This window comes from Aliterella sp. E5.1, from assembly GCF_057473825.1.
This window is the reverse complement of sequence record NZ_JBYCCV010000014.1, coordinates 47,239-72,547: the sequence shown is the minus strand read 5'-3', so window position 1 is coordinate 72,547 and position 25,309 is coordinate 47,239. Positions and strand designations below refer to the sequence as shown.

27 protein-coding genes and 2 pseudogenes are annotated in these 25,309 nt (G+C 43.0%); 16 read left to right on the top strand and 13 right to left on the bottom strand.

The genetic code is table 11. The features are described from left to right. On the bottom strand, positions 1 to 246 hold a 246-nt coding region (locus tag AC2VE5_RS07820; RefSeq protein ID WP_486887202.1), incomplete at its 3' end, for a helix-turn-helix domain-containing protein. Positions 247 to 290: 44 nt separating this feature from the next. Between AC2VE5_RS07820 and AC2VE5_RS07815 the strand changes: the two are divergent. Further along, a pseudogene (locus tag AC2VE5_RS07815) lies at positions 291 to 734 on the top strand (hypothetical protein). Between the two features lie 519 nt (positions 735 to 1,253). Here the strand turns inward: AC2VE5_RS07815 and AC2VE5_RS07810 are convergent. Continuing rightward, positions 1,254 to 1,946, bottom strand: a complete 693-nt coding sequence (locus tag AC2VE5_RS07810) for a PHP domain-containing protein (RefSeq protein WP_486887201.1) — start codon at positions 1,944 to 1,946, stop codon at positions 1,254 to 1,256. A gap of 303 nt (positions 1,947 to 2,249) precedes the next feature. Here AC2VE5_RS07810 and AC2VE5_RS07805 point away from each other — a divergent pair, with 303 nt between their 5' ends. From AC2VE5_RS07805 to AC2VE5_RS07790, 4 genes are all read left to right on the top strand, one after another. Beyond that, positions 2,250 to 3,455, top strand: coding sequence for an acetate/propionate family kinase (locus AC2VE5_RS07805; protein ID WP_486887200.1), 1,206 nt, complete (start codon positions 2,250 to 2,252; stop codon positions 3,453 to 3,455). A 45-nt stretch (positions 3,456 to 3,500) separates the two neighbouring features. After that, complete coding sequence (locus AC2VE5_RS07800; RefSeq protein ID WP_486887199.1) at positions 3,501 to 4,139, top strand: Uma2 family endonuclease; 639 nt, start codon at positions 3,501 to 3,503, stop codon at positions 4,137 to 4,139. A 54-nt stretch (positions 4,140 to 4,193) separates the two neighbouring features. Then, positions 4,194 to 5,588 (top strand): ATP-binding protein, encoded by a 1,395-nt coding sequence (locus tag AC2VE5_RS07795; protein ID WP_486887198.1) that lies wholly within the window; start codon positions 4,194 to 4,196, stop codon positions 5,586 to 5,588. Positions 5,589 to 5,674: 86 nt separating this feature from the next. Continuing rightward, positions 5,675 to 6,049 carry a MerR family transcriptional regulator gene (locus AC2VE5_RS07790; RefSeq protein WP_486887206.1) on the top strand — a complete coding sequence of 125 codons (375 nt, stop codon included), beginning with the start codon at positions 5,675 to 5,677 and terminating at the stop codon, positions 6,047 to 6,049. 152 nt (positions 6,050 to 6,201) lie between these two features. Here AC2VE5_RS07790 and AC2VE5_RS07785 read toward each other — a convergent pair whose 3' ends face one another. Together AC2VE5_RS07785 and AC2VE5_RS07780 are read right to left on the bottom strand one after the other, a co-directional pair. Then, complete coding sequence (locus AC2VE5_RS07785) at positions 6,202 to 6,573, bottom strand: LapA family protein (RefSeq protein ID WP_486887197.1); 372 nt, start codon at positions 6,571 to 6,573, stop codon at positions 6,202 to 6,204. A gap of 142 nt (positions 6,574 to 6,715) precedes the next feature. Continuing rightward, positions 6,716 to 6,850, bottom strand: coding sequence for a hypothetical protein (locus tag AC2VE5_RS07780; RefSeq protein ID WP_486887207.1), 135 nt, complete (start codon positions 6,848 to 6,850; stop codon positions 6,716 to 6,718). Here AC2VE5_RS07780 and AC2VE5_RS07775 point away from each other — a divergent pair. The 5 genes from AC2VE5_RS07775 to sixA all read left to right on the top strand — a co-directional run bounded on the left by AC2VE5_RS07775 (position 6,803) and on the right by sixA (position 11,286). After that, a complete protein-coding gene (locus AC2VE5_RS07775; protein ID WP_486887196.1) occupies positions 6,803 to 6,961 on the top strand; it encodes a zinc-binding dehydrogenase in 159 nt (52 codons plus the stop codon). The two genes, AC2VE5_RS07780 and AC2VE5_RS07775, sit on opposite strands and share 48 nt — an antisense overlap. 10 nt (positions 6,962 to 6,971) lie before the next feature. Then, entirely contained in the window at positions 6,972 to 7,952 is a 981-nt protein-coding gene (locus tag AC2VE5_RS07770) for an aldo/keto reductase (RefSeq protein ID WP_486887195.1), read from the top strand. 268 nt (positions 7,953 to 8,220) lie between these two features. Then, entirely contained in the window at positions 8,221 to 9,300 is a 1,080-nt protein-coding gene (locus AC2VE5_RS07765) for an NADH:flavin oxidoreductase/NADH oxidase (protein ID WP_486887194.1), read from the top strand. A 203-nt stretch (positions 9,301 to 9,503) separates the two neighbouring features. Beyond that, positions 9,504 to 10,775, top strand: a complete 1,272-nt coding sequence (locus AC2VE5_RS07760) for a DHH family phosphoesterase (protein WP_486887193.1) — start codon at positions 9,504 to 9,506, stop codon at positions 10,773 to 10,775. A 16-nt stretch (positions 10,776 to 10,791) separates the two neighbouring features. Beyond that, positions 10,792 to 11,286 (top strand): phosphohistidine phosphatase SixA, encoded by a 495-nt coding sequence (sixA, locus tag AC2VE5_RS07755; RefSeq protein ID WP_486887192.1) that lies wholly within the window; start codon positions 10,792 to 10,794, stop codon positions 11,284 to 11,286. A gap of 107 nt (positions 11,287 to 11,393) precedes the next feature. Here sixA and AC2VE5_RS07750 read toward each other — a convergent pair whose 3' ends face one another. The 6 genes and pseudogenes from AC2VE5_RS07750 to AC2VE5_RS07725 all read right to left on the bottom strand — a co-directional run bounded on the left by AC2VE5_RS07750 (position 11,394) and on the right by AC2VE5_RS07725 (position 16,385). Further along, positions 11,394 to 11,774: a hypothetical protein gene (locus AC2VE5_RS07750; protein WP_486887191.1), complete on the bottom strand. Its 381-nt coding sequence runs from the start codon at positions 11,772 to 11,774 to the stop codon at positions 11,394 to 11,396. A gap of 30 nt (positions 11,775 to 11,804) precedes the next feature. After that, positions 11,805 to 12,698 carry an ABC transporter permease gene (locus AC2VE5_RS07745; protein ID WP_486887190.1) on the bottom strand — a complete coding sequence of 298 codons (894 nt, stop codon included), beginning with the start codon at positions 12,696 to 12,698 and terminating at the stop codon, positions 11,805 to 11,807. A 37-nt stretch (positions 12,699 to 12,735) separates the two neighbouring features. Next, positions 12,736 to 13,755, bottom strand: a complete 1,020-nt coding sequence (locus AC2VE5_RS07740) for an ABC transporter ATP-binding protein (protein ID WP_486887189.1) — start codon at positions 13,753 to 13,755, stop codon at positions 12,736 to 12,738. Between the two features lie 104 nt (positions 13,756 to 13,859). Continuing rightward, positions 13,860 to 14,144, bottom strand: a pseudogene (locus AC2VE5_RS07735) (GNAT family N-acetyltransferase); the annotation flags it as partial. Between the two features lie 262 nt (positions 14,145 to 14,406). Next, entirely contained in the window at positions 14,407 to 15,363 is a 957-nt protein-coding gene (locus AC2VE5_RS07730; RefSeq protein WP_486887205.1) for a heme o synthase, read from the bottom strand. Between the two features lie 95 nt (positions 15,364 to 15,458). Continuing rightward, the gene (locus AC2VE5_RS07725; RefSeq protein ID WP_486887188.1) at positions 15,459 to 16,385 is read right to left on the bottom strand and encodes a COX15/CtaA family protein; all 927 of its coding nucleotides are present in this window, start codon (positions 16,383 to 16,385) and stop codon (positions 15,459 to 15,461) included. A 374-nt stretch (positions 16,386 to 16,759) separates the two neighbouring features. Here AC2VE5_RS07725 and AC2VE5_RS07720 point away from each other — a divergent pair, with 374 nt between their 5' ends. The 6 genes from AC2VE5_RS07720 to AC2VE5_RS07695 all read left to right on the top strand — a co-directional run bounded on the left by AC2VE5_RS07720 (position 16,760) and on the right by AC2VE5_RS07695 (position 22,149). Continuing rightward, on the top strand, positions 16,760 to 17,827 hold the full coding sequence (locus AC2VE5_RS07720) for a cytochrome c oxidase subunit II (protein ID WP_486887187.1): 1,068 nt from the start codon (positions 16,760 to 16,762) through the stop codon (positions 17,825 to 17,827). A 32-nt stretch (positions 17,828 to 17,859) separates the two neighbouring features. Next, entirely contained in the window at positions 17,860 to 19,602 is a 1,743-nt protein-coding gene (ctaD, locus tag AC2VE5_RS07715; protein WP_486887186.1) for a cytochrome c oxidase subunit I, read from the top strand. A gap of 81 nt (positions 19,603 to 19,683) precedes the next feature. Continuing rightward, positions 19,684 to 20,307, top strand: coding sequence for a cytochrome c oxidase subunit 3 (locus AC2VE5_RS07710; protein WP_486887185.1), 624 nt, complete (start codon positions 19,684 to 19,686; stop codon positions 20,305 to 20,307). A 119-nt stretch (positions 20,308 to 20,426) separates the two neighbouring features. Continuing rightward, positions 20,427 to 20,861: a deaminase domain-containing protein gene (locus tag AC2VE5_RS07705; RefSeq protein WP_486887184.1), complete on the top strand. Its 435-nt coding sequence runs from the start codon at positions 20,427 to 20,429 to the stop codon at positions 20,859 to 20,861. A gap of 10 nt (positions 20,862 to 20,871) precedes the next feature. Beyond that, entirely contained in the window at positions 20,872 to 21,750 is an 879-nt protein-coding gene (locus AC2VE5_RS07700; RefSeq protein WP_486887183.1) for a hypothetical protein, read from the top strand. 12 nt (positions 21,751 to 21,762) lie between these two features. Continuing rightward, entirely contained in the window at positions 21,763 to 22,149 is a 387-nt protein-coding gene (locus AC2VE5_RS07695; RefSeq protein WP_486887182.1) for a hypothetical protein, read from the top strand. 137 nt (positions 22,150 to 22,286) lie between these two features. On the opposite strand, the gene AC2VE5_RS07690 is transcribed toward AC2VE5_RS07695, so the two are convergent. From AC2VE5_RS07690 to psaD, 3 genes are all read right to left on the bottom strand, one after another. Continuing rightward, positions 22,287 to 23,168: a lysylphosphatidylglycerol synthase domain-containing protein gene (locus AC2VE5_RS07690; protein WP_486887181.1), complete on the bottom strand. Its 882-nt coding sequence runs from the start codon at positions 23,166 to 23,168 to the stop codon at positions 22,287 to 22,289. Beyond that, positions 23,168 to 24,682, bottom strand: coding sequence for an anthranilate synthase component I (gene trpE, locus AC2VE5_RS07685; RefSeq protein WP_486887180.1), 1,515 nt, complete (start codon positions 24,680 to 24,682; stop codon positions 23,168 to 23,170). Before trpE ends, AC2VE5_RS07690 begins: the two co-directional genes overlap by 1 nt. A gap of 103 nt (positions 24,683 to 24,785) precedes the next feature. Further along, positions 24,786 to 25,250 (bottom strand): photosystem I reaction center subunit II, encoded by a 465-nt coding sequence (gene psaD / locus AC2VE5_RS07680; protein WP_486887179.1) that lies wholly within the window; start codon positions 25,248 to 25,250, stop codon positions 24,786 to 24,788. Positions 25,251 to 25,309 lie beyond the last annotated feature (59 nt).

The following is a 25,309-nucleotide window of genomic DNA, read 5'->3' as shown; positions in this document are numbered from 1 at the left end:
CTGCACTTCTTCGCTCCGGGTCAGCGTCCGACCTTCACCCCATTTATTGCCTCGCTGCTGCTGATGCAGGGCGGCTTCTCCCAATTTTTGATACTCTCGCCACCATGCCCAAACCGTCGTGCGATGTACGCCAAGATACGTGGCAATCTCGCCTGGGCGCTTGCCTATCTCTCGTAGTCGAATCCCTTGTTGGCGCAGGTAGTCTTGAGTAGTGGGATGGAGTAATCGAGCATCAGGTTTATTCATATTCTGATTCTATCTATTCTGCCTCTCATTCTGTAGGCTCTTCGATTGCCGGGTTAATATTTGGACGTTGGCAAACTCGGATATTTCTTCTAGCAACAATTGGACTAATCGTTAGCTTACCTTTTGCCTTTGGCTTGATTGGTCCTGCGGCTGGAGATTATAGTTTTCACCCGATCTTCTTTTGGGTAATTTTTTGGGTAGGCGTTTTAGGCTTGCTGTGGGACATACTGTATAACTATTTGCAGCAGTATCTGTGGGATCACGATTAGCCCGGTGTGTTTCAATTTTTTGCTTGTATTGCCGAAGGCATTGTTTTAGGATTGCTACTTAAGTTTGTAGGCTTACCTTTTATAGATCGCAACGATTTTGACTTGGGATGGTTTATCGTCCACTATACGGCAGTGTCTATAGTAGACTACTTCTTATCTTGGGCAGTAATGCGAATTTTATTCCCCCGGTGGCGCTTTAGAGGCGGCAAATGGGTTTAAAAATAAAGGACTTTTTGCTAAAAGTTTGTTAGTTAAAGCCTGCTTGCTTATAGCTAAAACCGACTATCGGTTTAATTGGGCAAGTGGGTTTAATTGATTTTTCAATAAATCTATTAGATATCTTGAGCTTTTGTAGGAAGTCTAAGCTAGTTAATACTTTTTTAAAGACGCACCATAGCGCGTCTTTTCTCGATCGTTAGTTAAGCATTCACCCGCTTATATGTTAAGAAACCTTAACTATATTAAAGTTTTTAGACTTTTATGTGTAGAGTTGCAAGCAAACTGATAAATTTAATACCATCAATAAATTTAACTAAAAGCCATCATGAAACCTACACAAAAATCAACTAACTTAGGCTCCACAATAGCTATGGGTGTTGCTGTAGCTTTAACAAGTGTCAGTATTATCACTATCATGGCTGCTTTTTAGGACTGAAACAGTCTAATATTTTTAATATTGCTTTACAATACCTTTTCATTTATGAGAAGGTATATTTTTTTGTGGCTCTCCAAGCCTGTTTAAAGGCGCTGAAGTAAATTGCGTCCGTGAGTATCTGTACCGCAAGTATTAAGCAAGTCATGAATGACAGCTAGATTTTTTACTTGTTGCGTCTCCGTTGGGCTAGGCTGCCAAGGATTGGGGTTGTTGTAAGCGTAGTAGGTTTCTACCCCATCAATACCTAACTGCGCCACTGCCGGGATCAATTCAAAGTGAGACTTTTTGTAACGTGCTGGGTGAGCGAGGACTGCAAGCCCTCCGGCCCCGTGGATAGAAGCAATTACATTCGCTGCTTGATAACTATCGCCTTTAGCCGCGCTTCTTTGCAAATAAGGCTGCAAGCTAGAGTGAGACGGTTCAAAGCCGTAGCCAAGAATGTGAACTTCAATATCGAGAATACGGGCATTAATTTCTACCCCACTCCAAAGCTGCGGCGCGGGTTTTTCAGTTTGGGGGTGACTCCATTTCCAGTCTTCTAAATAACGTTGCGCCGTTTTGTATCCTAAAATAGTATGGTGATCGGTAATCGCTAACCCTTGCAAGCCAATAGAAATAGCTCGATCGATCAATTCTTCTGGCTGAAATTTGCCATCGGAATAAACTGTGTGCATATGAAAGTTGAAATGATACGGACAACTTTCAGCATCGATAGTTGTAAAAACTTGCTGCAAACGTTGAATTGAAGTAGAAGTTCGGGCAAAATTGACCGCCATAACCGCCTCTGAAGGAATAAATACCTCCCTCTACTAGCTCTAACACTCTGCTTTCTAGCAAAAATTGGCGGGGTAATTCTCCGCCGTCCAACAATTGCGTTGCAAGCCTTTTTGGTAAAGGCTAAGTACAAATAACTAGGTCATCTGAAAACGCGATCGCAAGTATTAGGGTAAGGGTTTATATATGTTAATAACTATAACTATTTTAAAAGGTCTAGTAAGCAACTTCTGTGGATAGATGCGAAAATTATCAACCTCAATACGCTTTTTTCGGTATAGGCAGGAGTTTTTAGCTAAAAAAATATGAAAATTTTAGTATTAAATGCTGGCTCTAGCAGTCAAAAAAGCTGTTTGTACCAAATAGGCGATGATTTACCAGCTTTGCCATTAGAACCATTATGGGAAGCAAAAATTGATTGGACTTACTCTGAAGGAATAGCAGAACTCAAAGTTAAAAGTAATCGTGGTGAATTACAAAAAGAATTACCAAGTAGCGATCGCATGGCTGTAATGTCTTGTCTGCTCGATACTTTATCTAAAGGCGATACGCAAGTAATTAATAATTTATCAGAAATTAATATAGTCGGTCATCGGGTAGTACATGGTGGAGAAAATTACCGCACAGCTACGATAATTACAAAAGAGGTGAAAGAGGCGATCGCAAATCTTGCTAGTTTTGCTCCTGCTCACAACCCGGTTAATCTTGAAGGCATTACCACCATTGAGCAAATATTACCAAGCGTGCCGCAAGTAGCGGTATTCGATACAGCTTTTCATAGTCAATTGCCAACAAAGGCGGCGGTTTATCCGATTCCTTACTCATTTTTCGAGCAAGGTATTCGCCGCTATGGTTTTCACGGAATCAATCACGAATACTGCGCTCACCGTACCGCTCAATTATTGAATAAAGATATCGAGTCTTTGCGCCTAATTACTTGTCATTTGGGTAATGGCTGCTCTATAGCAGCGATCGCGAGTGGGATAAGTATTGACACTACAATGGGTTTTACTCCTTTAGATGGGCTAATGATGGGTAGCCGATCCGGGAGTATCGATCCAGGGATTTTAATTCATCTACTACGACAGGGTTATGACGCAGATAAGCTCGACGAAATGCTAAATATTGCTTCGGGATTAAAAGGTATTTCTGGTTTATCTAACGATATGCGCCAAATTGTTGCAGCTAAAGAAGACAATTCTCGCGCTCAATTAGCCTTTGATATGTACGTGAAGTCGCTTTGTCAGCATATAGGTGCTATGTTAGTTACCCTGGGCGGCGCTGATGCGATTATTTTTACAGGCGGTGTGGGCGAACATCAGCCACCAATACGAGCCGCCGCTTGCGAAACTTTGGCATTTATGGGCGTAAAAATTGACTTTGATAAAAATGCTAATTCGCCTGTCGATGTTGATATTGCTACCGATGATTCCAGTGCGAGGGTTTTAGTTATTCAAGCCCAAGAAGATTGGGCGATCGCAACTCAATGCTGGAAACTAGCCAACAGGTAATAACTTACGATTATTACTAAATCCCAAAGTTCGAGGTGGCGATTTATGAGCGAACTACAAACGAAATTAGCAACAGATACTTGGATTGACTGCCCTTGGAATGATTTTATCCAGCTTATCCAAGCGCCAGAGTATGAAAAGGCTAAATGCTATTACTACAACGGACAGTTAAGGATTGAAATGCCGCCTGTTGGAGCTAACCATTCCCGCGATAACGGAATTATTGTAACTTTAGTCAATCAGTTTGCGATCGCCAAAGGCATACCATCAAATTTGCTGATTAATTGTAGCTACCAAAAACCAGGGGAAAAAGAAATTCAACCAGATATCTCTTATTACTTGGGGGAACGAGCAAATTTAGCTCCTACAGGAAGTTCGGTAGCCAATCTCAATAATGTTGCCATCCCCGATTTAGCAGTGGAAATTGCCAACAGTTCTTTAGCTGACGATTTAGGACAAAAACGGCTAATTTATGAAGATTTAGCGGTTGTTGAATATTGGGTAGTCGATGTCAAAAAAGCGCGAATTACTGCCTTTAAAATTGTTCCTAATGGTGGTAGTCAAAGAATTAGCGAGTCAGTGGTATTGCCAGGGTTGGCGATCGCATTACTAGAAGAAGGTTTACAGCGATCTCGTCAAACTGACCAGATCTCTGTTGCTGCTTGGTTTTTAAGCTCTATTTGAGCCGGATAAAAAAATAGTTGCTAGGCTATCTACTAATGTTTTAGAAATTTACTCATGCTCTGTACTCAAGAGTTATTAAAGCTAGAGTTGTTTCAAGTATTGTCCCCAGAACGGCTAGAGTGGGTATGCGATCGCGCCCAATCCGTCGAACTGAACAAGGGAGAAGTATTAGTCCGCGAAGGCGAACCATCCCTGGGCTTTTTTATTCTGACTGAGGGACGCATTGGAGTAACTCGCCAGAGTGACGGCATGGAAATGCCCATCGGACAACAGGTCGCACCAGCATTTTTTGGCGAATTGCAAAGCTTAACAGGCGAAACAGTCCCCGTTACGCTGCGAAGTCTTAGCCACTGTCAGCTACATCGACTCACGGGTGAAGATTTTTTGAGCTTATTGCATGAGAGTCGCGCCTTTGAAAAAATTATCTTTCAAACTGTAACAGTGCGATCGCGCGGTTTAGAGTCTTTTATTCGCAGTCGAGAAAAAATGGCAGCCCTAGGAACCTTGGCGGCGGGGCTTGCCCACGAACTAAATAACCCCGCCGCCGCCCTTGTCCGCGCCCTCAAAGACGTGACTCCTGCCTTAATTGAACTGCAACGGATGAATTTAGTTACTGGGCGATCGCAACTTACAGAAATGGAGGTGCAACAATGGACTAAAGAACGCGATCGCGGTTATGAGACGATAGTTAATAGATCTATCGATCCTGTAACATTAGGCGATCGCGAAGATGAACTTTTAACTTGGCTTGAAGACTACGGAATTGAAGACGCTTGGAACTTAGCAACCCCTTTAGCAGAGGCGGGAGTTGAAATTAAAACTTTAGACCAATTAACCGCTCCCTGGCGTAACGATCCCACCGAACTACAAGACATGGGCGTGCGCTGGTTAGGGCTATCTTTTGAAGTCATGTCAACTATTAAAGGCGGCTTACGCAGCGCCGAACGAATTTCTGAGCTCGTGCAGTCGATGAAATCTTACTCCCATCTTGACCAAGGAGCGCAACAACTTGTAGATATACATCAAGGAATTGAAGATACAATTCGGCTGTTTTCTTGCAAGCTCAAACAAGGCATTACGGTTAAACGATCGTATGATGACACAATTCCCAAAATTTTGGCGTATGGCAGCGAACTCAATCAAGTATGGACAAATTTAATTGATAATGCTGTTGACGCTATGGACAACAAAGGTATTCTTGAACTTGCAACTAAAAACAAGGGCGACTTCTTAATTGTGACGATTACTGATTCCGGTGTTGGTATTCCCGAAGATGTGCGATCGCGAATTTTTGAGCCATTTTTCACGACAAAACCTGTAGGCAAAGGTACGGGACTAGGATTAGAGATGGTGCGGCGCATTGTAGAAAATCGACACAAAGGAGCTATTACTATAGACTCTAAACCTGGTAGAACTAGCTTTAGCGTGTGCTTGCCTCTGCCCGAATAAATTTAGATTGACACTGTTGCCTAAATTTATTATTATCAAGTTAACGTTAACGTCAATGTTGTTGACTACTTAAAGTGACTGACAAAATGCGGATTGGAGAACTAGCTAAGAAAGCTGGGGTAACTCCAAGAACAATTCGCTATTACGAAAACTTAGGGCTATTAAGTCCAAACGAGCGGGAAGGTAAGGGCTTTCGGTATTACACCCAAACTGAGCTTGCCAAACTGCAAAAAATCGATTGCCTCAAGTCACTGGGGTTAACTCTGGACGAAATTACTGCCGTTATAGACTTGTATTTTGAAGATTCAACAGGTATGAGAGGTAAACAGAAAGTGTTAGAAATTTTGCAAGTTCATCTCCAAGAAACAGATGAAAAGATTGCCTCTTTAGGACAATTTCGCTCAGAGTTAGAGGCAAATATTACTAGAATTCAACAGCAAATTCAAGAACTTAGTAGCTAGTAATTTTTTTAGCTTCAAATTGACGTTAGCGTTAAAGTTAATAAAAGGTAAAGCACTCATGAAGACATTTGAGATTCAAAATAGCTTTGGCACTAATTCTATAAACCTAATAGAATGCCCCGCTCCGAGTCTGAGATACGGACAGATGCTCATTAAATTGCGGGCTTTCCTTGAACATTCTCTGGAGAGTAGGTTTGAGAGTCACCATAGGGCGGCTGAGGTGAAACTAAATTACCTTTGTTGCTTGCCTCTAAAAGTTTTTGATCTAGCTCAGTAATCCTGCGATCTTGTTCGGCAACTGTTCGTTTGAGGCTGGCAATCTTGGTCATGCGATAAATCATCCGAGGTAAGGACAGCAAAAAAGCCATAGATACGCCCAGAGAAAACGTCAGCAACACCACCAGCGCCATCGAAGCTTGATAGTTCCAGCTCAGAAGGTAAATGGTAACTGGCATAGCGTTTTGGCTGGCAAATACAACTGCCGAGATCGCAATCAGCAATGCCAAAATCGTAAATATCTTCATTTTTTCAACTTAGGAAACAGGAAAATTAATCAACCTCTACCATCGAGAATCGAGAGAGGTTGTTTTTAGAAGTAACCGTCTGCTCTATATACGAAACTCTGCGTACTTCTCATCGTATCTCAAGGACTACCAGCCCTCAAAATCATTTACTTATCTTAACTTGCACCAATGCCTTTTGGTAACGATAAAACTCTGGATCGATGCCCGGACATTTTTCGATAGTTTCTAGATGTCGCAGCACCCGTTGGAGGACAGGAATAGAGCGAGCATTTTGCACAAAATTAGACCAATATGCGATCCCGTGTTTCCTCTAGAGTCTGCTAAGTCCGCTTTAAAGTACATGGAAAGCGGCGCACACTTCGGCAAAATTTGTATTCATTTTGAATAGGAGTAAACCAATGCAACAACGCAAACTAGGCAACCAAGGACTAACCGTATCCGAACTAGGACTAGGATGTATGGGGATGTCCGAGTTTTATGGTACGGGAGACGAAACCGAATCCATCGCCACCATTCACCGCGCCTTGGAACTGGGAGTAAACTTCCTTGATACCGCCGATATGTACGGGCGGGGTGCAAACGAGCAACTTGTAGGCAAAGCGATTTCTCACCATCGAGAGCAAGTAATACTCGCAACAAAATTCGGCATTCAACGGGGCGAAGACAACAGTTTTCGGGGAGTTAGTGGCTCTCCTGAGTACGTCCGCACAGCTTGCGACGCATCCTTAAAGCGTTTAAACATTGATTACATCGACTTGTACTATCAGCACCGAGTAGATCCTACTGTACCGATTGAAGAAACCGTAGGCGCAATGGCGGAACTTGTAAAGCAAGGAAAAGTACGTTACATCGGACTATCGGAAGCCAGCGCCGCCACAATTCGTCGGGCTGCAAGCGTACATCCCATAAGTGCGTTGCAATCAGAGTATTCGTTGTGGAGTAGAGATATAGAAGACGAAATTATCCCAACAATTCAAGAATTGGGAATTGGGTTAGTAGCGTATAGCCCATTAGGGAGAGGATTTCTTTCAGGAACAGTTACAAATTTAGAAGATTTAGCCCCCGACGACTACCGGAGAAATTCACCCAGATTTCAAGGAGAAAACTTCAACAAAAACCTGCAATTAGTAGTGAAAGTCAAAGAAATAGCAACAGAAAAAGGCGTAACCCCAGGACAACTAGCATTAGCGTGGTTGCTGGCAAAAAGTAACGATATTGTCCCGATTCCCGGAACCAAACGCCGCACCTATTTAGAAGAAAACATAGCCGCCACAGACATCAAACTTACCCCCACCGAACTACAACGCCTAGAAGAAGTAGCACCAAAAAACAGTTTTGTGGGCGATCGCTACTCAGACATGAGCGCTGTAAATCGCTAAACCGCCTAGATTTGAAACCCCAGGCGGTTTAGCTGAAGTCGGCTCAAGCCGACTAAAGAATAAAATTTTGCAAAAGGTTTGTATGTAACTAGACTGACACAAAACTAGCGTACCTACCGAAAAAAGAGGTCTACTGCACAGAAGCCCCCCGTACCTCAAGATAAAACACTTTTGCAGGGGTTTTGGGGGGCAGACCCCCCATATCCGGTTTTTCTTAAAGATAAGCCCCCTAAAACCACACCAAAGATCCCTTAAACCAAAAAGAACAATGACACACCTATTCGACTCCTACAAACTCAAAGACATCACCCTCCGCAACCGCATCGGCGTATCCCCAATGTGCCAATACAGTTCCATCGACGGCGTAGCCACAGACTGGCACTTAGTAAACCTAGGTTCTCGCGCCGTAGGCGGAGCAGGACTTGTCATCGCCGAAGCCACCGCCGTAGAAGCAAGAGGGCGAATATCCCCCAGAGATGCCGGGATTTGGGCAGACAAACACATAGAGCCACTGTACCGCATCAACAAATTTGTCAAAGAGCATGGAGCCGTACCAGCAATTCAAATTGCTCACGCCGGGAGAAAAGCCAGCACCGCCCGCCCCTGGGAAGGCAGCCAATCCCTCAAAGATGAAGAAGGCGGCTGGGAAACCATAGCCCCCAGTGCGATCGCCTTTGGCGACGAAATTTGGCGCGCCCCCCAAGAAATGACCCGCGAAGACATCCTAGACGTACAAAATGCCTTTCGTGCTGCCACCATCCGCAGCCTAGAAGCAGGTTACGAATGGTTAGAACTGCATTTTGCCCACGGCTACCTAGGACACAGCTTCTACTCCCCCCTATCAAACAAACGCACCGACGAATACGGCGGTAGCTTTGAAAACAGAATCCGGTTTATTCTTGAAACCACCCGCGCCGCCAGAGAAGTTTGGCCCGAAAGACTACCATTTACCGCGCGATTATCCTGTTCCGATTGGGTAGAAGGGGGCTGGACAATAGAAGATTCGGTAGAACTATCCAAAAAGCTAAAAGCCGAAGGCGTAGACCTAATTGATTGCAGTTCTGGCTTCAACTCTCCCGACTACAAAAACTATCCTTTTGCTCCCGATTGGCAAGTACCTTTTGCCGAAAAAATCCGCACCGAAGTCCAAATAGCAACCGCTGCCGTAGGTTCTATCACCGAAGCCACCCAAGCTGAGCAAATTATTCACAGCGATCGCTCAGATATTGTACTTTTAGCTAGAGAAATGCTGCGCGATCCTTATTGGTCTTATCATGCAGCGCTACAACTGCAACCCAAAGAAGCAGCTAAAGCTTTATTACCTGTTCAATACGGAGGACGTGTCTAGAGCAATTTTTGGAGCAATATAAACCTGTTGATATTTGTATTGCTCCCAATCTCCTTCCTAGGAATTCTATCTTGAGAAATATCTTGGTATAAGGATGTTGAATTGCTAATTATCTGTAAAGATCGTAGGGTGTGACACAAGTTGAATTGTCTATTTCTATCTTTTTTAAAATTTTCCTCCTCACACCCACGAACTAAACTAATATGAACTCAAACTCCTTAAAAGTCTTTGACAGTCTGCCAATAACTCTAGAACCAATACCAAAAGATAATATAGACACTCAACCTACTACTGACCTCCTACCAAATACACCGCCACAAGCTAATAGTGATGCGACTTACCCAGGACAGCGTTGCATTCTATTACCTAGCCAGAAAATAGAAGCTCTCAGACAAACTTTTGAAAGACACCAGCACCAAAGACAGTTAGTAATTCTCCAAGATTTTCCCGATCCTGACGCGCTATCGTGCGCCTGGGCGTACCAACTGATCGCCGAGCAGTACGATATCCAGTGCGATATAGTCTATGCGGGTACTTTGAGTCATCAAGAAAATATTGCCTTAGTTAAACTTACGGGTCTACCCGCCCAAAGGTGGACGCTGCAAAATGCCAAAACCAAAGACTTATCAGTTTATGGTGGTTGCGCGCTAATTGATAACCAGGGAACAACCAGCCAACTAATGCCGTTGGTGCAAGAAGCCCAAATTCCCCTAGTAGTATTAGTAGATCACCATAGTTTGCAAGGCGAACTCAAAGCCGAGTTTTGCGACTTGCGCCCCTCGGTAAGAGCTACAGCCACAATTTTCACTCAGTATTTGCAGGCTGGCTTGCTGGCTTTAGATAGTAGTATCAACAATCATGTCAAGTGCGCTACGGCTTTGATGCACGGGTTGCGGTCGGATACTAATAGATTGATGCAAGCCCAAGAGGAAGATTTTTTAGCCGCAGGTTATTTAAGTCGGTTTTACGACTCTCAGTTGCTCAACGCCGTACTCCAAGCAAATCGTTCTAAACGAGTAATGGATGTAATTGAGCGCAGTCTCAAAAATCGCATCGTCCAGAATAACTTTTCTATTGCTGGCGTTGGTTATTTGCGCTACGATGACCGCGATGCGATTCCCCAAGCGGCAGACTTTTTGGTTACTGAAGAAAACGTCCACACGGCGGTAGTTTTTGGCATTGTTCACGATGAAGATGAGGAGTTAGAAGTTGTAATTGGTTCCCTGCGAACTACTAAGCTGACTCTCGATCCCGATGAATTTATTAAGGAAGCTTTTGGGCAAGATAGTCAAGGGCGCTTTTTTGGTGGTGGACGTACTGGAGCGGGTGGATTTGAGATTCCGATGGGCTTTTTGTCAGGCTTTAATGAAAATTCTGCCTACGCTCGCATGAAATGGGAAGTGTTTGACGCTCAAATTAAGCAAAAATTGTTGCGATTAGTGAGTCCCAGAGATAACCCCATTGAAACTGAGTAAAATTGATGCCTAAAAGATGGAACTGTATTTAATTCGTCACGGTATAGCCCAAGAAAGAGACTCCGCACTTAAAGATGAAGATCGATCCCTAACAAAAATCGGAGAAGATAAAACAAAGGAAGTAGCTAAACGCTTGTATAACTTGGGCTTGCGCTTTGATGGGATCTTTACAAGCCCCCTCGTGCGATCGCATCAAACTGCGGAAATTTTTAGTTGTTTGCAACCCACTGGCAAATTGCAAGTATCTACCGATCTTGCTCCCAATGGAAATATTCACTCTTGGCTAAATTGGCTAGACCAACAGCAATATTCACCTAACAGCAAATTAGCCCTAATTGGTCATCAACCAGATTTAGGAGCATGGGCATCAATGCTCGTTTGGGGTGAGGCTAACGATGGGTTAATTTTGAAAAAAGCTGGAATTATTGGTTTAACATTACCAATTACGCGATCGCCTATCGGTCAAAGTCAAATGTTTTTACTGACACCACCTAAATTTTTGCTCTTTTAAATAGCTTAATCGCAAAAATAAGGGCTTAAGCTCTGCTCTTAAACCCTTCGTTATCAGCAATTCTATTCGTTGTAAGCCAACATTAGCTATTAGCCTAGGCAGGTAGTCTAGTTAGCTGCATCCGGTGACGGCGTAGTAATTGGCGTTACCGTACCCGCTTGACTTGGAGCTTGGATGCGCTGTTGTTGCTTTTTTCTAAACTCTGCTGCCGCATCATTGAGATCTTCATTTTTATCGGCATTAAACTCCTCATTACTGCGAGAATTGCCGAGTTGAGCGCGATGAATTAAATCAAATATACTTCCGGTCGGATCGTCATTTCTAGACGAAAAAGGATCGCCCTGTTGGGGTTGGAAGTCTTGTAAAGGATTGACTTGTGTAGAAGGATTGATTTGGGTAGATTGCGCCTTGGCTAATTGGGGAATTAGCAAGGAAAAAAGGCTCGCTGAGGCTATAATGCCGAAAATGAACTTAGGTGTAATTTTCATCGGTTTTTGGGTATGGTTAAATGAGTTTTTTTAAGAAAGCGACTTCTTTAATAATGGTTGAATGCTAATTAACGCTACAAAACTAAAGCCTAACAAAACTAGCATCGCCCCGCCAAAGCTAACGGCTCCCCAGGGAGCTTGCATTACGATACTACTAATAGACCAATTGCTATTTAAATACAAGTAACGAATCGGCTCAATAGCATAGCTGAGGGGGTTTAAACTTGCGACTACTTGCAACCATTGGGGCATAAACGACAAGGGCGCTAAGGCGGTACTTGCAAATAATAACGGCAAGTTGGTGACAAAGATAACGGCAATTAATTCAATGTGTCCAGGCAAAGCAAAAGCTAAACCCAGACTAATAGCAGTTACGCCTAAAGCTAGTAAAAAAACAATAAACGCGATCGCACCTAACCCGGCTATATTTGGCAAGCCCGCCCCTAATAAGGCTGCTGCACCGACAATTACCGCCGCTTGCAATAAGCTTTGACTGACAATAAATAAAGCCGAAGCGAGAACAATTGAGTATCTAGAAGCTAGAGGTGCAACCAATAGGCGGTTCAAAAAACCAAATTCGCGATCAAACATTACTGGTAAACCTGCATTTAACGCCCCCGCAAAGGCTGTAAACACAATTACCCCCGCACCGAGAAATTGTCCGTAACTGTGACTGTTGCCAAATAACCCCGATGGCGCATTTTGAAATAACGCCCCAAATAAAACTAGCCACATTACAGGCTGAATAATCCCGGCAACTAAAGTTGATGGGCGGCGCTGCAATTGAATAAACAAGCGGCGAGTTAAAGCTAAAGTTTCTTGAACTAAATCGGCAAAACCATTAGACTTTGCGGTATCTAATTGAGGAAATGCCCCTGGTTTCGCAATTGCTTGGGGTTTGGGAGGTGTAATCGTACTACTCATTTATATTTGTCTCTCTACACTAAAAAACTTTTATTATCTACTTCATATTTTGCTTGCGCTCTGCCTTTACATCCCGACTACCAACGGCGGCAAGCTCTGCATCCATCAATGTGCGCCCCGTAGCCGCCAAGTAGACATCATCTAAACTAGGGCGCGATTGGGCAATGCCAAAAGTAGGTAAACCCGCCTCATTAAGCGATTTTTGAATGCTACTTAGTGCGTCGGCTTGGGGAGTAACTACTAGGTTTAAAGAATTACCTTGAGCGCTATTAATGATTACTTCTTGCACAAAAGGCAAAGCTTGCAATAAATCCTTAGCTTTTTCGGCTTCTCGATCTGGGGAAAATTCCCGGATGCGGAGAGTAATGCGATCGCCTCCTAGTTTATCTTTTAACTCTGTTGGCGTTCCTGCCGCAATTACCATCCCGCGATCGATAATCGCTACTTTGTCAGCTAAAGCGTCAATTTCTTCTAAATAGTGACTGGTAATTAATACTGTAGTTCCGGCGGCTCTAAGTTGACGCAAGAAATCCCACACTACAAAACGGCTTTCAATATCTAACCCTACAGTGGGTTCATCTAACACTAAAACATCTGGGGCGTGGAGCAATCCGGCGGCTAAATCTAGGCGCTTTTTCAAACCACCCGAATAAGTACCAGTGCGTTTATCCGCCCATTCTGCTAAACCTAATAAGCCAATTACATCATTAATTCGCTGCTTGGCGGCATTATTGGGCAAATGATAGAGCGATGCTTGCAATTGCAAGAGTTCGCGCCCTGTCAGTACCTTATCTAAAGCTACTTCTTGCGCCACGTAACCTAATTTTTGTCTAGCAATTCTCGGATTATCGACAACGGAAATACCTGATACTTCAACTTTCCCTGCGTCTGGAGTAGATAACGTACAGAGTACGCGCAAAGTTGTCGTTTTTCCCGCTCCATTTGGTCCTAAAAGCCCAAATATTTCCCCTGGCTCAATTTGCAACGAAACATCTTTTACTGCTTCTACTGAGCCGTAGCGTTTTTGTAAGTTTTCAATTTTTACGGCGGGAGCCATCAGCCTTTCTCCCTAAATATACATTTCACGGGCAATTTCTATTTTAGTAGGCAAAGAGATTAGAGATGCGACTTCTCATGATGAATTTAGATTTAGTATTAATTCTAGTTGCGATTATGTACGCTTAATTTGAAGTGAAAAGAACTAATTTTCATGCCTTTCCTAAAATAAAAGCGATGTGCTTCGCTTCTTTGCACCCCACTGTCAAGTTGGAATGAAACGCAGTTAAGTGACTTAGCGTGTTCTAATAACCAATCAAATAAAGCACCTCCATAACCTTTAGAACGCTCTGATGCCTCAGTAATCAAATCATCTACATAAAGCAGTCGTCCATCGACTAAGTTTTCTACTAATCTAAATCCAGCAACAGCTTTGATAGCACCGCTTTCTTCTAAATAAGCTAGAGAGTAACCACTCTACTGTTGGTGCTTTACTTTATCAATAAACTCTGATTGAATTAGCTGCGGTCGAAGCTGAAATATTATCGGGAAACATCGCTCTAAATCACTATCTGAATTAGCAAAATTGATGTTCATAAATATTTTGACTTTTAGCGCGACGAATCATTTTTGCTTCTCAAGATTTTATATTTACTCTTTCTGTAAAGCGATCGCACTTTTCCAACCAAAAAAGCGCGATCGCATCCCCAACCTAACTTACAAGAGATTGCAAGCCTGTTCCTATAGCATTCACCAGGTAATGAGTAATAGGTAAAGAGTCCACAATCATTGCCGCGCACAGAGCCATCATGTAAATAATGGAGTAAAAAAATAGACTTCTAGCTAATTCTTTACTATCAGGATCGAGCCGCAATGCCCAGGTTTTTTTGATAAAAATAGTTGCCAAAAACGCAGCTAAAGCACCGTAAACTACCCCAGAAACATTTAAGGGATAGATGAGCAAAAAGGTAGAAGGAATAAGAACTAAGGTATACAGCCAAATTTGCTTGGTAGTAGCCGCGTTCCCCGCCACGACAGGAAGCATAGGTACGCCAACTTTGGCATAGTCATCGCGAATCATCAAAGCCAGCGCCCAAAAATGAGGCGGAGTCCACAAAAATACGATCGCAAATATTACCCAAGCAGCCCAACTTAATGTACCTGTAACTGCCGCCCAACCTACAAGCGCAGGTATTGCCCCCGCAGCGCCACCGATAACAATATTTTGGCTAGTGTGGCGTTTGAGCAAATGAGTGTAAATAGCAACGTAGAAAACGATGCCAGACATTGCGAGTAGAGCGGTAAGTAAGTTTGCTTTGGCTGTTAGTAAAGTAAAAGAAAGTATGCCAAGAGCGATCGCAAATATCAACGCATCTCGCGGCTGTACCTTCCCTGATGGCAAAGGACGGTGGCGGGTACGTTCCATCGCATAATCAATATCGCGATCGTAAATGCAGTTAATTGTTTGGGCAGCCGCCGCAGCCAATGTACCACCAATTAAAGTCACTAGCAGCAATAGAGGATCTACTTGTCCAGAGCTTGCAATCCACATACTACTAGCTGTCGTAATTAACAATAGCGGAATAATCCGAGGCTTTGTTAACTGGTAGTAACTGCGAATAACTTCGGAAAAATTTTCATGGCGGCGAGAGACGCTAGTCCCAATCATACTCACACTAAGTCCTTAATCATTGAAACAAAATAAATAAAAGGCAAAAAATAATTGGTACATTTCTTACTGCTTTGAGCAAGAAGTTGCCCAATTTAACGATTTGCTTCCACCAAAAAAGCGCGATCGCGCCATCCCAAAACTGTATAAGCTACAAGAGATCCCAGCAATGCTGCTCCTACAGCTTGATGAGCTACGGTGAGCGGTTCTATTTGGAGATGTAAGCGCAAGGTAGCAATCCCTAACAAAATTTGCAATAGTAATAACCCACCCGCCATATTTGCCAAAAGCCGCAAAGCCGGATGCAAAGCCGGAGTCCGCCAAGACATCCACACTACGGCAATAATTGCCAAACTAGGCAGCACTACGCCGCCAATGTGACTGTACATGACACTGCATAAAGCTTTCACTGCCAAGCACTGGTGCAGCGCCCATCGCGACGCAACCAAAGCGCCGAGCAAACTTTGCAAATATACTAAAATTGCCGCCGTCAAGCCGAGCCAAGGTAATTTACCCGCCGTCCCCGTGCCAGTATAGGGAGTAAGGGTTGTACCCATAACTAACAGCGTGCTAAAAAATAATAATGCCGTGCCTAAATGGGCAGTTACGATGTCAAAACGCAGCAATTGTGTAACGGTTAGCCCGCCCAATACGCCTTGAAATACAATTAACCCCAGGGCAAAAGTAGCCGCCCAAGGCAGCCAACTTGGTAATTGACGGCGATTCCACCAGGAGACAACAGCTAAAGAAATTGCTCCTACACCAATTAACGCCGCATCTAAGCGATGAAACCACTCTAAAAATACTTGCAGATTCATTTGCGCTCTTGGCACGAGCGTCCCGTAACACAAGGGCCAATCAGGACACGCCAAGCCTGCATTCATAACGCGGGTAGCGCTGCCAATTGCCATCAAAATTAAAGTAGCAATACACAATTTCCACACCCAGCGCCGGATTTGTTCTTGAGGCTGGGAGCGGTTTTGCGTAGCTATACTTGTTTGCTGAACAATAAATTCTGTCATGGACGACACCTTTTGCCCATCTAAATAAGCCACTAAAGTTGATTATTTTGTGAGTGCTGGCTTCCTTTTACCCTAGCGTATTGTAAACATTAGGGTATAAAAATTGTTTCTACTTTGGATGACCATAAGCTCTTATTTGCAATCGCTCGGCGTTTTTTAAGCTGTACTAATTAAATCGGCTTGCCTTGCTGAGCGCGTAAATAATCTTTACCTTTCTTAACAATAGCTCAAAGCCCGATTAAGCGAACAAGCAACAATCCCAAAGAAAATAAGTAAAAAGTATTTTAACCAACCCATTAAGCTCAATAGCTGCACTAACGTGGTAAGTGAGTAAGACTAGAAATAGTAGTAAATTCATAAACATACGCTGACCCGTGAAAATCCCAGGTTCTATTTGGACTTTACTTATCGGTATCGTACTGACCTTATTCAGCCTTTGGTACGGTCAAAATCATGGTCTATTGCCCGTCGCAGCTACCGATGAAGCCCTATTGGTAGACGGTTTATTTAATACGATGATGACCGTTTCTATAGGGTTGTTTTTGCTAGTTGAAGGCATTTTAATTTTTTCAGCATTCAAATTTCGCCGCCGCGTGGGGGACAACACCGACGCAGCGCCAGTATTTGGCAACGTACCATTAGAAATTCTCTGGACGGCAATCCCAGCGATTGTTGTACTAGGCATTTCAATTTATAGCTTTGAAGTTTACAACTCCATTGGTGGGTTCGATCCCCACGATATGCACGCAGCGATGCAGCCTCAAGCGATGAAAATGCCCGGAAGTGCGATCGCGGCAACTTTGAGCGACAACGTTAATCAACAAAAGTCTGACGAGGCGATGCAAGACCCAGCAACCGCAGCAGTTCGCAACTCAGACCAAATTCCTCAAAAAAATGATGCTCCAGGACTGGGAATTGTTTCGCCCACAATTGGCGCAAGCAAAGATAGAGAAGGAATGTCACCGGAATTTGCCGTTAACGTTACCGGAATGCAGTACGCCTGGATTTTTACTTATCCTGATACGGGAATAGTCTCTAGCGAATTGCACGTACCAATCGGGCGAGAAGTAATCGCCAACATGAGTGCCAACGATGTAATTCATGCGTTTTGGGTTCCAGAATTTCGTTTAAAGCAAGATGTGATCCCCGGTCGTCAAACCACAATTCGCTTTACTCCCCGCGTAGAAGGCACTTATCCGTTAATTTGCGCGGAACTATGCGGTCCCTATCATGGTGCAATGAATACTAAAGTAATTGTGGAAACACAGTCAGTTTTCGACCAGTGGGTGCAAGAGCAGCAAGTAGCCCAAGCAGATACATTAAATAGTGCGATCGCTCTCAACCCTAATGACAAGTCACCCAACGACTTTTTAGCTCCTTACACTAGCGACTTGGGCATTAACCCCCAAATACTAAACCAAGTTTCTAACCATCACCACTAAGCAAAAGCCCCCATTCTCTTTCCCTAATTTCTATGACTCAAGCACAGTTGCAAGAAAGAGCCAATATACCCGCTCATAACGAAGACGTGGCAAATAGAAATTGGCGCGATTTCTTTACCTTCAATACCGATCACAAAGTAATTGGCATTCAGTACATAGTTACAACGTTTGTTTTTTACTGTATTGGTGGAGTTATGGCGGACTTAGTTCGCACCGAACTAAAAACCCCAGACCTGGATTTTGTTAGCGCCGAAGTGTACAACAGCTTGTTTACACTCCACGCCACAGTGATGATTTTTCTGTGGATCGTACCAGCCGGAGCCGGATTTGCCAACTATTTGATCCCGCTCATGATTGGGGCGAAAGATATGGCATTTCCGAAGCTAAATGCTGTAGCTTTTTGGATGGTTCCCCCGGCGGGATTGTTGCTGATGGCGAGTTTAGCAATTGGCGATGCGCCCGACGCAGGATGGACTTCTTACCCGCCTTTGAGCTTAGTAACTGGGCAAGTAGGCGAAGCAATTTGGATTATGAGCTTGCTATTGCTGGGAACATCCTCAATTTTGGGCGCGTTAAACTTCCTAGTGACATTGCTGAAAATGCGGACTCCAGGAATGGGAGTGTTTCAAATGCCCTTGTTTTGTTGGGCAATGTTTGCGACTTCTGCCTTAGTTTTAGTGTCAACTCCGGTACTAGCTGGCGCTTTAATCTTGTTGGCGTTTGACTTGCTGGCGGGGACAATGTTTTTTAACCCTACTGGTGGCGGCGACCCGGTAGTATACCAACATATGTTTTGGTTTTACTCCCACCCCGCCGTTTACATCATGATTTTGCCGTTTTTTGGGGTAATTTCTGAAGTTATACCAGTCCACTCGCGTAAACCAGTATTTGGCTACAAAGCGATCGCTTATTCCAGTCTAGCAATTAGCTTCTTGGGCTTAATTGTCTGGGCGCACCATATGTTTACTAGCGGTATTCCTGGCTGGCTAAGGATGTTTTTCATGATTACCACCATGATTATTGCCGTACCTACAGGGATCAAGGTATTTAGCTGGCTAGCTACGTTATGGGGCGGCAAACTGCGTTTAAATAGTGCTTTGTTGTTTGCCATGGGTTTTGTGGGAACCTTTGTAATTGGCGGGATTAGTGGCGTAATGTTAGCTGCTGTCCCCTTTGATATCCACGTCCACGATACTTATTTTGTAGTCGCTCACTTGCACTACGTCTTATTTGGCGGTAGCGTATTAGGCATTTATTCGGGTTACTATCACTGGTTCCCTAAAGTAACAGGGCGAATGATTAACGAATTTTGGGGTAAAGTCCACTTTGCCTTAACAATTGTTGGTTTAAATCTTGCCTTCTTACCCATGCACAAATTGGGCATGATGGGTATGAACCGCCGAATTGCCATGTACGATCCCAAGTACGAAACGCTGAATTTTATCTGTACAATGGGCGCGTATTTACTCGCAATTTCGACTTTCCCCTTTATCATCAATGCCATTTGGAGTTGGCATTACGGACCAAAAGCTGGCGACAATCCTTGGGAAGCTTTAACCTTGGAGTGGATGACAACTTCACCTCCAGCCATTGAGAATTTTGACAAATTGCCTGTGTTGGCAACGGGTCCTTACGACTATGGTATGAATAACAAAAAAGATGTAGACGTACCTTTAGCTGATGAGCGAGAGCCAGCCTTAGCGGCGGGTCCAAGCTCTGTGCTACGTGCCGAGCCAGACCCCAACGTTGCTGCTAATCCAGAAGACCGCAAATAAACAAAGGCTAAAAGATGATTTGTGCAGAAAGCACTCATCTTTTAGCTTTTTGACTTAATTACTTTATTCTGTAAAAGATTCATGCAAATTCAAACTATAGATCCAGCTAAAACGGCGCTCAACCATCACCATCAGGCGGAAGTCGGAGGACATCACGAAGAACATCCCGACCACCGTATCTTTGGCTTAATTGTATTTTTAGTCGCTGAAGGGATGATTTTTCTGGGAATGTTTGGCGCTTACCTAGCTTTTCGGTCTGTATTACCTGTTTGGCCACCGGAAGGAACACCCCGGCTAGAATTATTACTACCCGGAGTCAACACCGTTTTGCTGATTTCTAGCAGCTTTGTCATGCACAATGCTGATGTAGCGGTGAAGAAAAACGATGTTAAGGGAATGCAAACTTGGTTAGCAATTACCGCCGCCATGGGAGCAATTTTCTTAGCTGGGCAACTTTACGAGTACAGCCATTTAGAATTTACCCTAACTACAAACTTGTTTGCTAGTGCCTTTTACGTGCTAACAGGTTTTCACGGATTGCACGTATTTATTGGTGTTACTGCAATTTTAGCCGTATTGTGGCGCAGTCGCACTACTGGGCATTACAGCAGCGAGAAGCACTTTGGCGTAGAAGCTGCCGAAATTTACTGGCACTTTGTGGACGTAGTGTGGATTATTTTGTTTGGCTTGTTGTACCTACTTTAAGTTTTTTCCTAGCTATGACAAAAGCCTCCAATTGGGGGCTTTTTTAAACCCATAAACCTATAAGAACTTAAAGAAGCTATTTTCAAGGATCTAAAGTTCTGAATCTAAGAAAAAAGGTATTGAAAAATGATGCTGCCTTAATCCGAGAGCAGTATCTTAAAAAGCCTGTTGGTCACTCCAATGTCGGGATCGCGGAACTACATCTTAAAGGAGACATAGCTTTTGGTGCAGGCGCAACCTCTAGAGGAGGTAAGAAAAGTCCAATCCCAGAAGATATACCAAAGTCGAAATCAGCAGGAGGGCAGTTTGAGCCAGCTATTGATACTCGAACACAGCGCCTCATGGATACTGATGCTGAGTACAAAGTTTTATCTGAAATTGCTGCTACCCTTGAAATGTTCTACGATCTTCAAGTACAGGGTAATCTCTACCTCTATACTGAGTTTCAGCCCTGTGAAAGTTGCGATAGTATTTTGAGGCAATTTAAGGAGAAGTTTCCACGTATAGAAATAGATGTTTTTTGGGATTATCCCTATCCACCCGCATCATTCTGAGGCAGAAGTCATGACAATAGCATGGAGCAGGTCGGCAAATAAGAATTTAGCTTTGTTAGATAACATACCTGACTATCTTAGAGTTAAACTAGCCGAGGTAGGGCGGAAGACTTATGCAGAGCTTTATGAACCCATAACAGACCAAGAAACTTCACTTCAAGAGGCATTAGAAGAAATCTTGGCATTATTTTCTGACGGCAACCAGACGGTTGGTCATATTCGTCATGTTTGGATGGCATTAATATTAGCTGTAGTAGTGAAACCGACAATAGAGCATTATCAACCTAACAACTCTCTTACAGATGAAACAATTTTAAAAATGTCACGATGGTTACTAGAAAATATGGAAGCGGCAATTAGTTCTAAAACGCCATCTGTCAAAATCAGTAATTTTGAGCAGCCAGATATATTTAGCTCTTTCTCAGAAAAGTTAGCAGGCTTTCAAATATTGTGTGAAGCTTTGGATGTTTATGTTAATGCAATTAAAACACTTAATAAAGACCAGTCATTAGAAGCATTAATAGATATTTTAGATGATTGTTTAGAAGGCTATGCAATTTTCCCTGGTTCTGATGGGAGACGCGACCTATTAAACTGGTGGTTGTTAGATGTTGTCCCCGCAACTTGGAATTTACTTCCTCCAAATTCTATCTATACAGTTAAGGGTCTACCAAACAAAGAGAAGATAGTATCAAATCAAAGAAAAATATTAGAGGAAATTAGCTCTGCAATGTATTTTTTTATTTTAGAAATTAATAAAAAAAGTAGTCAAAATTTAAAGTCCTTAAATAGAATAGAGTTTGACATTAAAGCGTATGATGAATTTAATTTAGGAAGCAAATTAAGTATCCGTAAAGATAGTATCAAGCAATTTACTCTATGTAGTTAAGACGTAATACAAATGAGCGAACAAGATTCTATAGCAGATTTTCTTGAAAAAGCTATTCAAAAAAATCTTCGGGAGAAAGATTCAAATAACGAAGAAGATAAGAATTATGGAGAAGAATACCTTTATCAACTTAAAACTGCTTGTAGCAGTCTTCTTAAGAAGGAACTTTTTGAAGTTGGACAGATTGTTAAGTGGAAGGAAGGTTTAAAAAATAGACGATTGCCCTACAAAAATCAGCCTGCTATTGTTGTTTCTATATTAGATGAACCTGTTATTAGTAATGAAGACGAATCTGGCAGTCCATATTTTTTAGAGACTTTAGATATTATTCTCGGAATAATTGATGACGGTACTTTTTTTACCTTTTATTACGACAGTAGAAGATTTGAAGCTTATTAACTTAAATATAAAACATATTATGGAGCAAAATCTGCAAGCATTTCTGTTTTGTATTGACTAGGCAACAAAAGTTGAATTTGTAAAACCAAGCAAGTTCAGAAATCTGATAAGTGTTTCTTTTAATCACGTTCAAAAAATTAAGCGGACGTAGCAAATCTATCCCAAACCCAAACAAATCCCGCTCCTACAACTTCCGCCAAAATACTAATTAGACGGTACAAAGCAACTACGCTTAAAATAAGTCCTGGAGAAAATAAAGCTCCAAGTAATGCGGTAGCTGTTGCTTCAAATACTCCAATTCCTCCCGGCGCTCCGGGTACAACTAAACCAAGCAACCAAGCTAGGCTAAAACTACTAATTAAAATAGGAATTTGACTGAGATTTACAGGGTGCAGTGCCAAAAATGTCAAGACAAATCCCGCCCCTCGCAGTCCCAAAAAGCCTAATTCACCTAATAAGGGGAAAAAAGGATAATGCTCGATCTTTTTGAGATTATTACCTTTATTTTTGAGCTTGCTAACTAACTTAATGCCTTGATTGAGAATTAGTGGATGAATCGCAATTAAAATGATCGCTAAACTAAAAAATTGCAACAGTCTATTTTGCGGCGTTCCGACTAAAGCCACAAGTAAAGCGGCGGTGGCGAGTAAAAGCGGTTCTAATAAAACGCTCAAAGTTGCGATGCTAGTAGGAATATCCGCATCCGTTGCTAAACGAATCCGTCCATAATAATGCCAAATATTGCCGGGAATATATTTAGCAATATTTGTTTTTAGGTAAACGCGGACTGCCCAAAAACCGCTAACTTTTTGATTGAGAGTCTGAAAAATCCAACTCCATACCCATCCCGTCCAGATATGGGCGATTAGCGTTACTCCTAAAGCGCTACCCAGGTAAACCCAACCTTGAGGACTAATTTGAATTTGCGCTACTTCTTGCCAATTGTCTTTAAGAGCTTTAGCTAAGAAAAATAGCACCCCGCCCAAAATTAGCCAGCGCACGTAAAACTTTAGCTTCATTAATTGCTCTGAAGACAGCGAATTGCGTCTATTAGACCTCTAGCTTTATTTAAGGTTTCTGCATATTCTTTTTGGGGGTCAGAATCTGCCACTATCCCCGCCCCGGCTTGGACGCTGACAGTGCGATCGCGCAGTACCATAGTCCGTATTGCGATCGCGCTATTTAACTGTCCTTCAAAGTCGTAGTAGCCGTAAACCCCCGAATATACACCGCGTCTGCTTGTTTCAAGTTCGTTAATAATTTCCATAGCTCTAATTTTCGGTGCGCCGCTCACTGTACCCGCCGGAAAGCAAGCTTTCAGCAAGTCCCAAGCGGTTTTATCGGGAGCTAGTTGTCCGACTACATTACTAACAATGTGCATAACGTGAGAATAGCGCTCGATTACCATCAATTCGTCAACTTTAACAGTGCCAAAAATACAGGCTCTACCCAAATCGTTGCGCCCCAAGTCAACTAACATCACGTGTTCGGCGATTTCTTTGGGATCTTGCAGCAATTCTTGAGCAAGTAGCACATCTTCCTGGGGTGTTTTGCCACGGGGACGAGTACCAGCAATGGGGCGCAGAGTGGCTAGAGTTCCTCCCATCGGGTCGATTTCAGCTTTTACCATTACTTCAGGACTAGAGCCGATAATCTGCCAAGATTGGAAATTAAAATAAGCCATGTAAGGCGAAGGATTAATTAGCCGTAAAGAGCGATAGAGATCGAAAGGTTCGCCCTCGTACCGTGCTTTTAGTTGCTGAGATAAAACAACTTGAAAAATATCTCCAGCTTTGATGTAATTTTTGGCAGTTTGGACATTGACACAAAAATCTGCTTCAGAAATATTACTAATGTACTCTAGAGGTTGAGAAGCACTTTGCGGCGGAGTCCAGTCTAAAACAGTATCTTGGCTATTTAGGGGCGATTGCAGCTTGTTAATTAGGGCGGTAACGCGATCGCACGCTTGCTTGTACGCCTGCTGCAAATCCACATTGGGATCGCGCAAATCCGCGTAAGAAATTGCCCAAATTTTCCGCTTTACCTGGTCAAAAATCAGTAATTGGTCGATTTGCATCCATAAGCCATCGGGCAAATCGTTTTCTGTCGCGGGATGAATGGGGACGCGATTTTCCATCCACTTAATTAATTCATAACCCCAAAAGCCAAACAAGCCCCCGATTCCGGGCGGTAGTTGCGGCAACTTAACTGGGTGAAAAGATTTGATACATTGCGCCAAAGTTACAAATGGATCGCCCGTAAACGTCTCCACAGAACCATCTCTATGAGTTTGCGTCGTGAATCCGCTTCTATTTTCTAAAATCCACAATGGATCGCAGCCCAAAAAACTGTAGCGCCCGATATTTTCCCCACCTTCTACCGATTCCAACAAAAAATTATAAGGCTGCCCAGCACAAACTTTATACCAAGCCGAAACCGGGGTATCCAAGTCGGCGACCCATTCTTGATACACAGGAATAAAGTTGCCTAAAGTAGCCAATTGTGAAAACTGAGAAAAATTAGGGAAAATCATGAGGTTTTTTGAATGCAAAAAATCCAATAATTACAAAAAAATCAGCCTCGGTAATAGAACACCGAGACTAATTTAAACTATCCAGGTATTTGCTACTAAAACTTTAGGAACCAGCTTTTTTAGCTTCTGGTGATTTTGGTAGTTCTACATCATAGTTATACATTCCGCTAAACTTCAACTTGGCTGGATCGGGATTTCTGCCAATATTGCGGTCTACGTAACGGACTTTTTCGCGACCTGGATTTACTTTCTCAGGGAATACACCATCTTTTGGATGTAAGTATTCCACTTCGCCGCTAGGATAAATCCGGTAGATTTTGTAGTCCGTAATTTTGAACTTTGTCCGCAATTGTTGACCGCCGAGCGCAATTCCATACTCCTTACGAGCCAAGTATAAAAGGTTTTTACCTTGCCGCATGATGGCAGAACCACCAGTCGGCATTTCAAATACTTGCTCTTTGGGGCTAGTCCAAGTGATAGCGTACTTTTCTTCTCTGTCCGCCTTAGTTAGCAAGCCGCCAGTGCTGCCGCCAAATATCGGAGTTTGTCCAGAAAGTTCTTCTGCCATAAATTACTCTCTCAAACCGTTTTAGGGCATCGTATCACCGCGATCGCGCTTATATTACG

Bases quoted from the DNA above. Each gene is read 5' to 3' on its own strand.
- AC2VE5_RS07810 (WP_486887201.1), bottom strand. From the start codon at position 1,946: ATGGCGGTCAATTTTGCCCGAACTTCTACTTCAATTCAACGTTTGCAG.
- AC2VE5_RS07805 (WP_486887200.1), top strand. From the start codon at position 2,250: ATGAAAATTTTAGTATTAAATGCTGGCTCTAGCAGTCAAAAAAGCTGT.
- AC2VE5_RS07800 (WP_486887199.1), top strand. From the start codon at position 3,501: ATGAGCGAACTACAAACGAAATTAGCAACAGATACTTGGATTGACTGC.
- AC2VE5_RS07795 (WP_486887198.1), top strand. From the start codon at position 4,194: ATGCTCTGTACTCAAGAGTTATTAAAGCTAGAGTTGTTTCAAGTATTG.
- AC2VE5_RS07790 (WP_486887206.1), top strand. From the start codon at position 5,675: ATGCGGATTGGAGAACTAGCTAAGAAAGCTGGGGTAACTCCAAGAACA.
- AC2VE5_RS07785 (WP_486887197.1), bottom strand. From the start codon at position 6,573: ATGAAGATATTTACGATTTTGGCATTGCTGATTGCGATCTCGGCAGTT.
- AC2VE5_RS07775 (WP_486887196.1), top strand. From the start codon at position 6,803: ATGTCGCAGCACCCGTTGGAGGACAGGAATAGAGCGAGCATTTTGCAC.
- AC2VE5_RS07770 (WP_486887195.1), top strand. From the start codon at position 6,972: ATGCAACAACGCAAACTAGGCAACCAAGGACTAACCGTATCCGAACTA.
- AC2VE5_RS07765 (WP_486887194.1), top strand. From the start codon at position 8,221: ATGACACACCTATTCGACTCCTACAAACTCAAAGACATCACCCTCCGC.
- AC2VE5_RS07760 (WP_486887193.1), top strand. From the start codon at position 9,504: ATGAACTCAAACTCCTTAAAAGTCTTTGACAGTCTGCCAATAACTCTA.
- sixA (WP_486887192.1), top strand. From the start codon at position 10,792: ATGGAACTGTATTTAATTCGTCACGGTATAGCCCAAGAAAGAGACTCC.
- AC2VE5_RS07750 (WP_486887191.1), bottom strand. From the start codon at position 11,774: ATGAAAATTACACCTAAGTTCATTTTCGGCATTATAGCCTCAGCGAGC.
- AC2VE5_RS07745 (WP_486887190.1), bottom strand. From the start codon at position 12,698: ATGAGTAGTACGATTACACCTCCCAAACCCCAAGCAATTGCGAAACCA.
- AC2VE5_RS07740 (WP_486887189.1), bottom strand. From the start codon at position 13,755: ATGGCTCCCGCCGTAAAAATTGAAAACTTACAAAAACGCTACGGCTCA.
- AC2VE5_RS07730 (WP_486887205.1), bottom strand. From the start codon at position 15,363: ATGATTGGGACTAGCGTCTCTCGCCGCCATGAAAATTTTTCCGAAGTT.
- AC2VE5_RS07725 (WP_486887188.1), bottom strand. From the start codon at position 16,385: ATGACAGAATTTATTGTTCAGCAAACAAGTATAGCTACGCAAAACCGC.
- ctaD (WP_486887186.1), top strand. From the start codon at position 17,860: ATGACTCAAGCACAGTTGCAAGAAAGAGCCAATATACCCGCTCATAAC.
- AC2VE5_RS07710 (WP_486887185.1), top strand. From the start codon at position 19,684: ATGCAAATTCAAACTATAGATCCAGCTAAAACGGCGCTCAACCATCAC.
- AC2VE5_RS07700 (WP_486887183.1), top strand. From the start codon at position 20,872: ATGACAATAGCATGGAGCAGGTCGGCAAATAAGAATTTAGCTTTGTTA.
- AC2VE5_RS07695 (WP_486887182.1), top strand. From the start codon at position 21,763: ATGAGCGAACAAGATTCTATAGCAGATTTTCTTGAAAAAGCTATTCAA.
- AC2VE5_RS07690 (WP_486887181.1), bottom strand. From the start codon at position 23,168: ATGAAGCTAAAGTTTTACGTGCGCTGGCTAATTTTGGGCGGGGTGCTA.
- trpE (WP_486887180.1), bottom strand. From the start codon at position 24,682: ATGATTTTCCCTAATTTTTCTCAGTTTTCACAATTGGCTACTTTAGGC.
- psaD (WP_486887179.1), bottom strand. From the start codon at position 25,250: ATGGCAGAAGAACTTTCTGGACAAACTCCGATATTTGGCGGCAGCACT.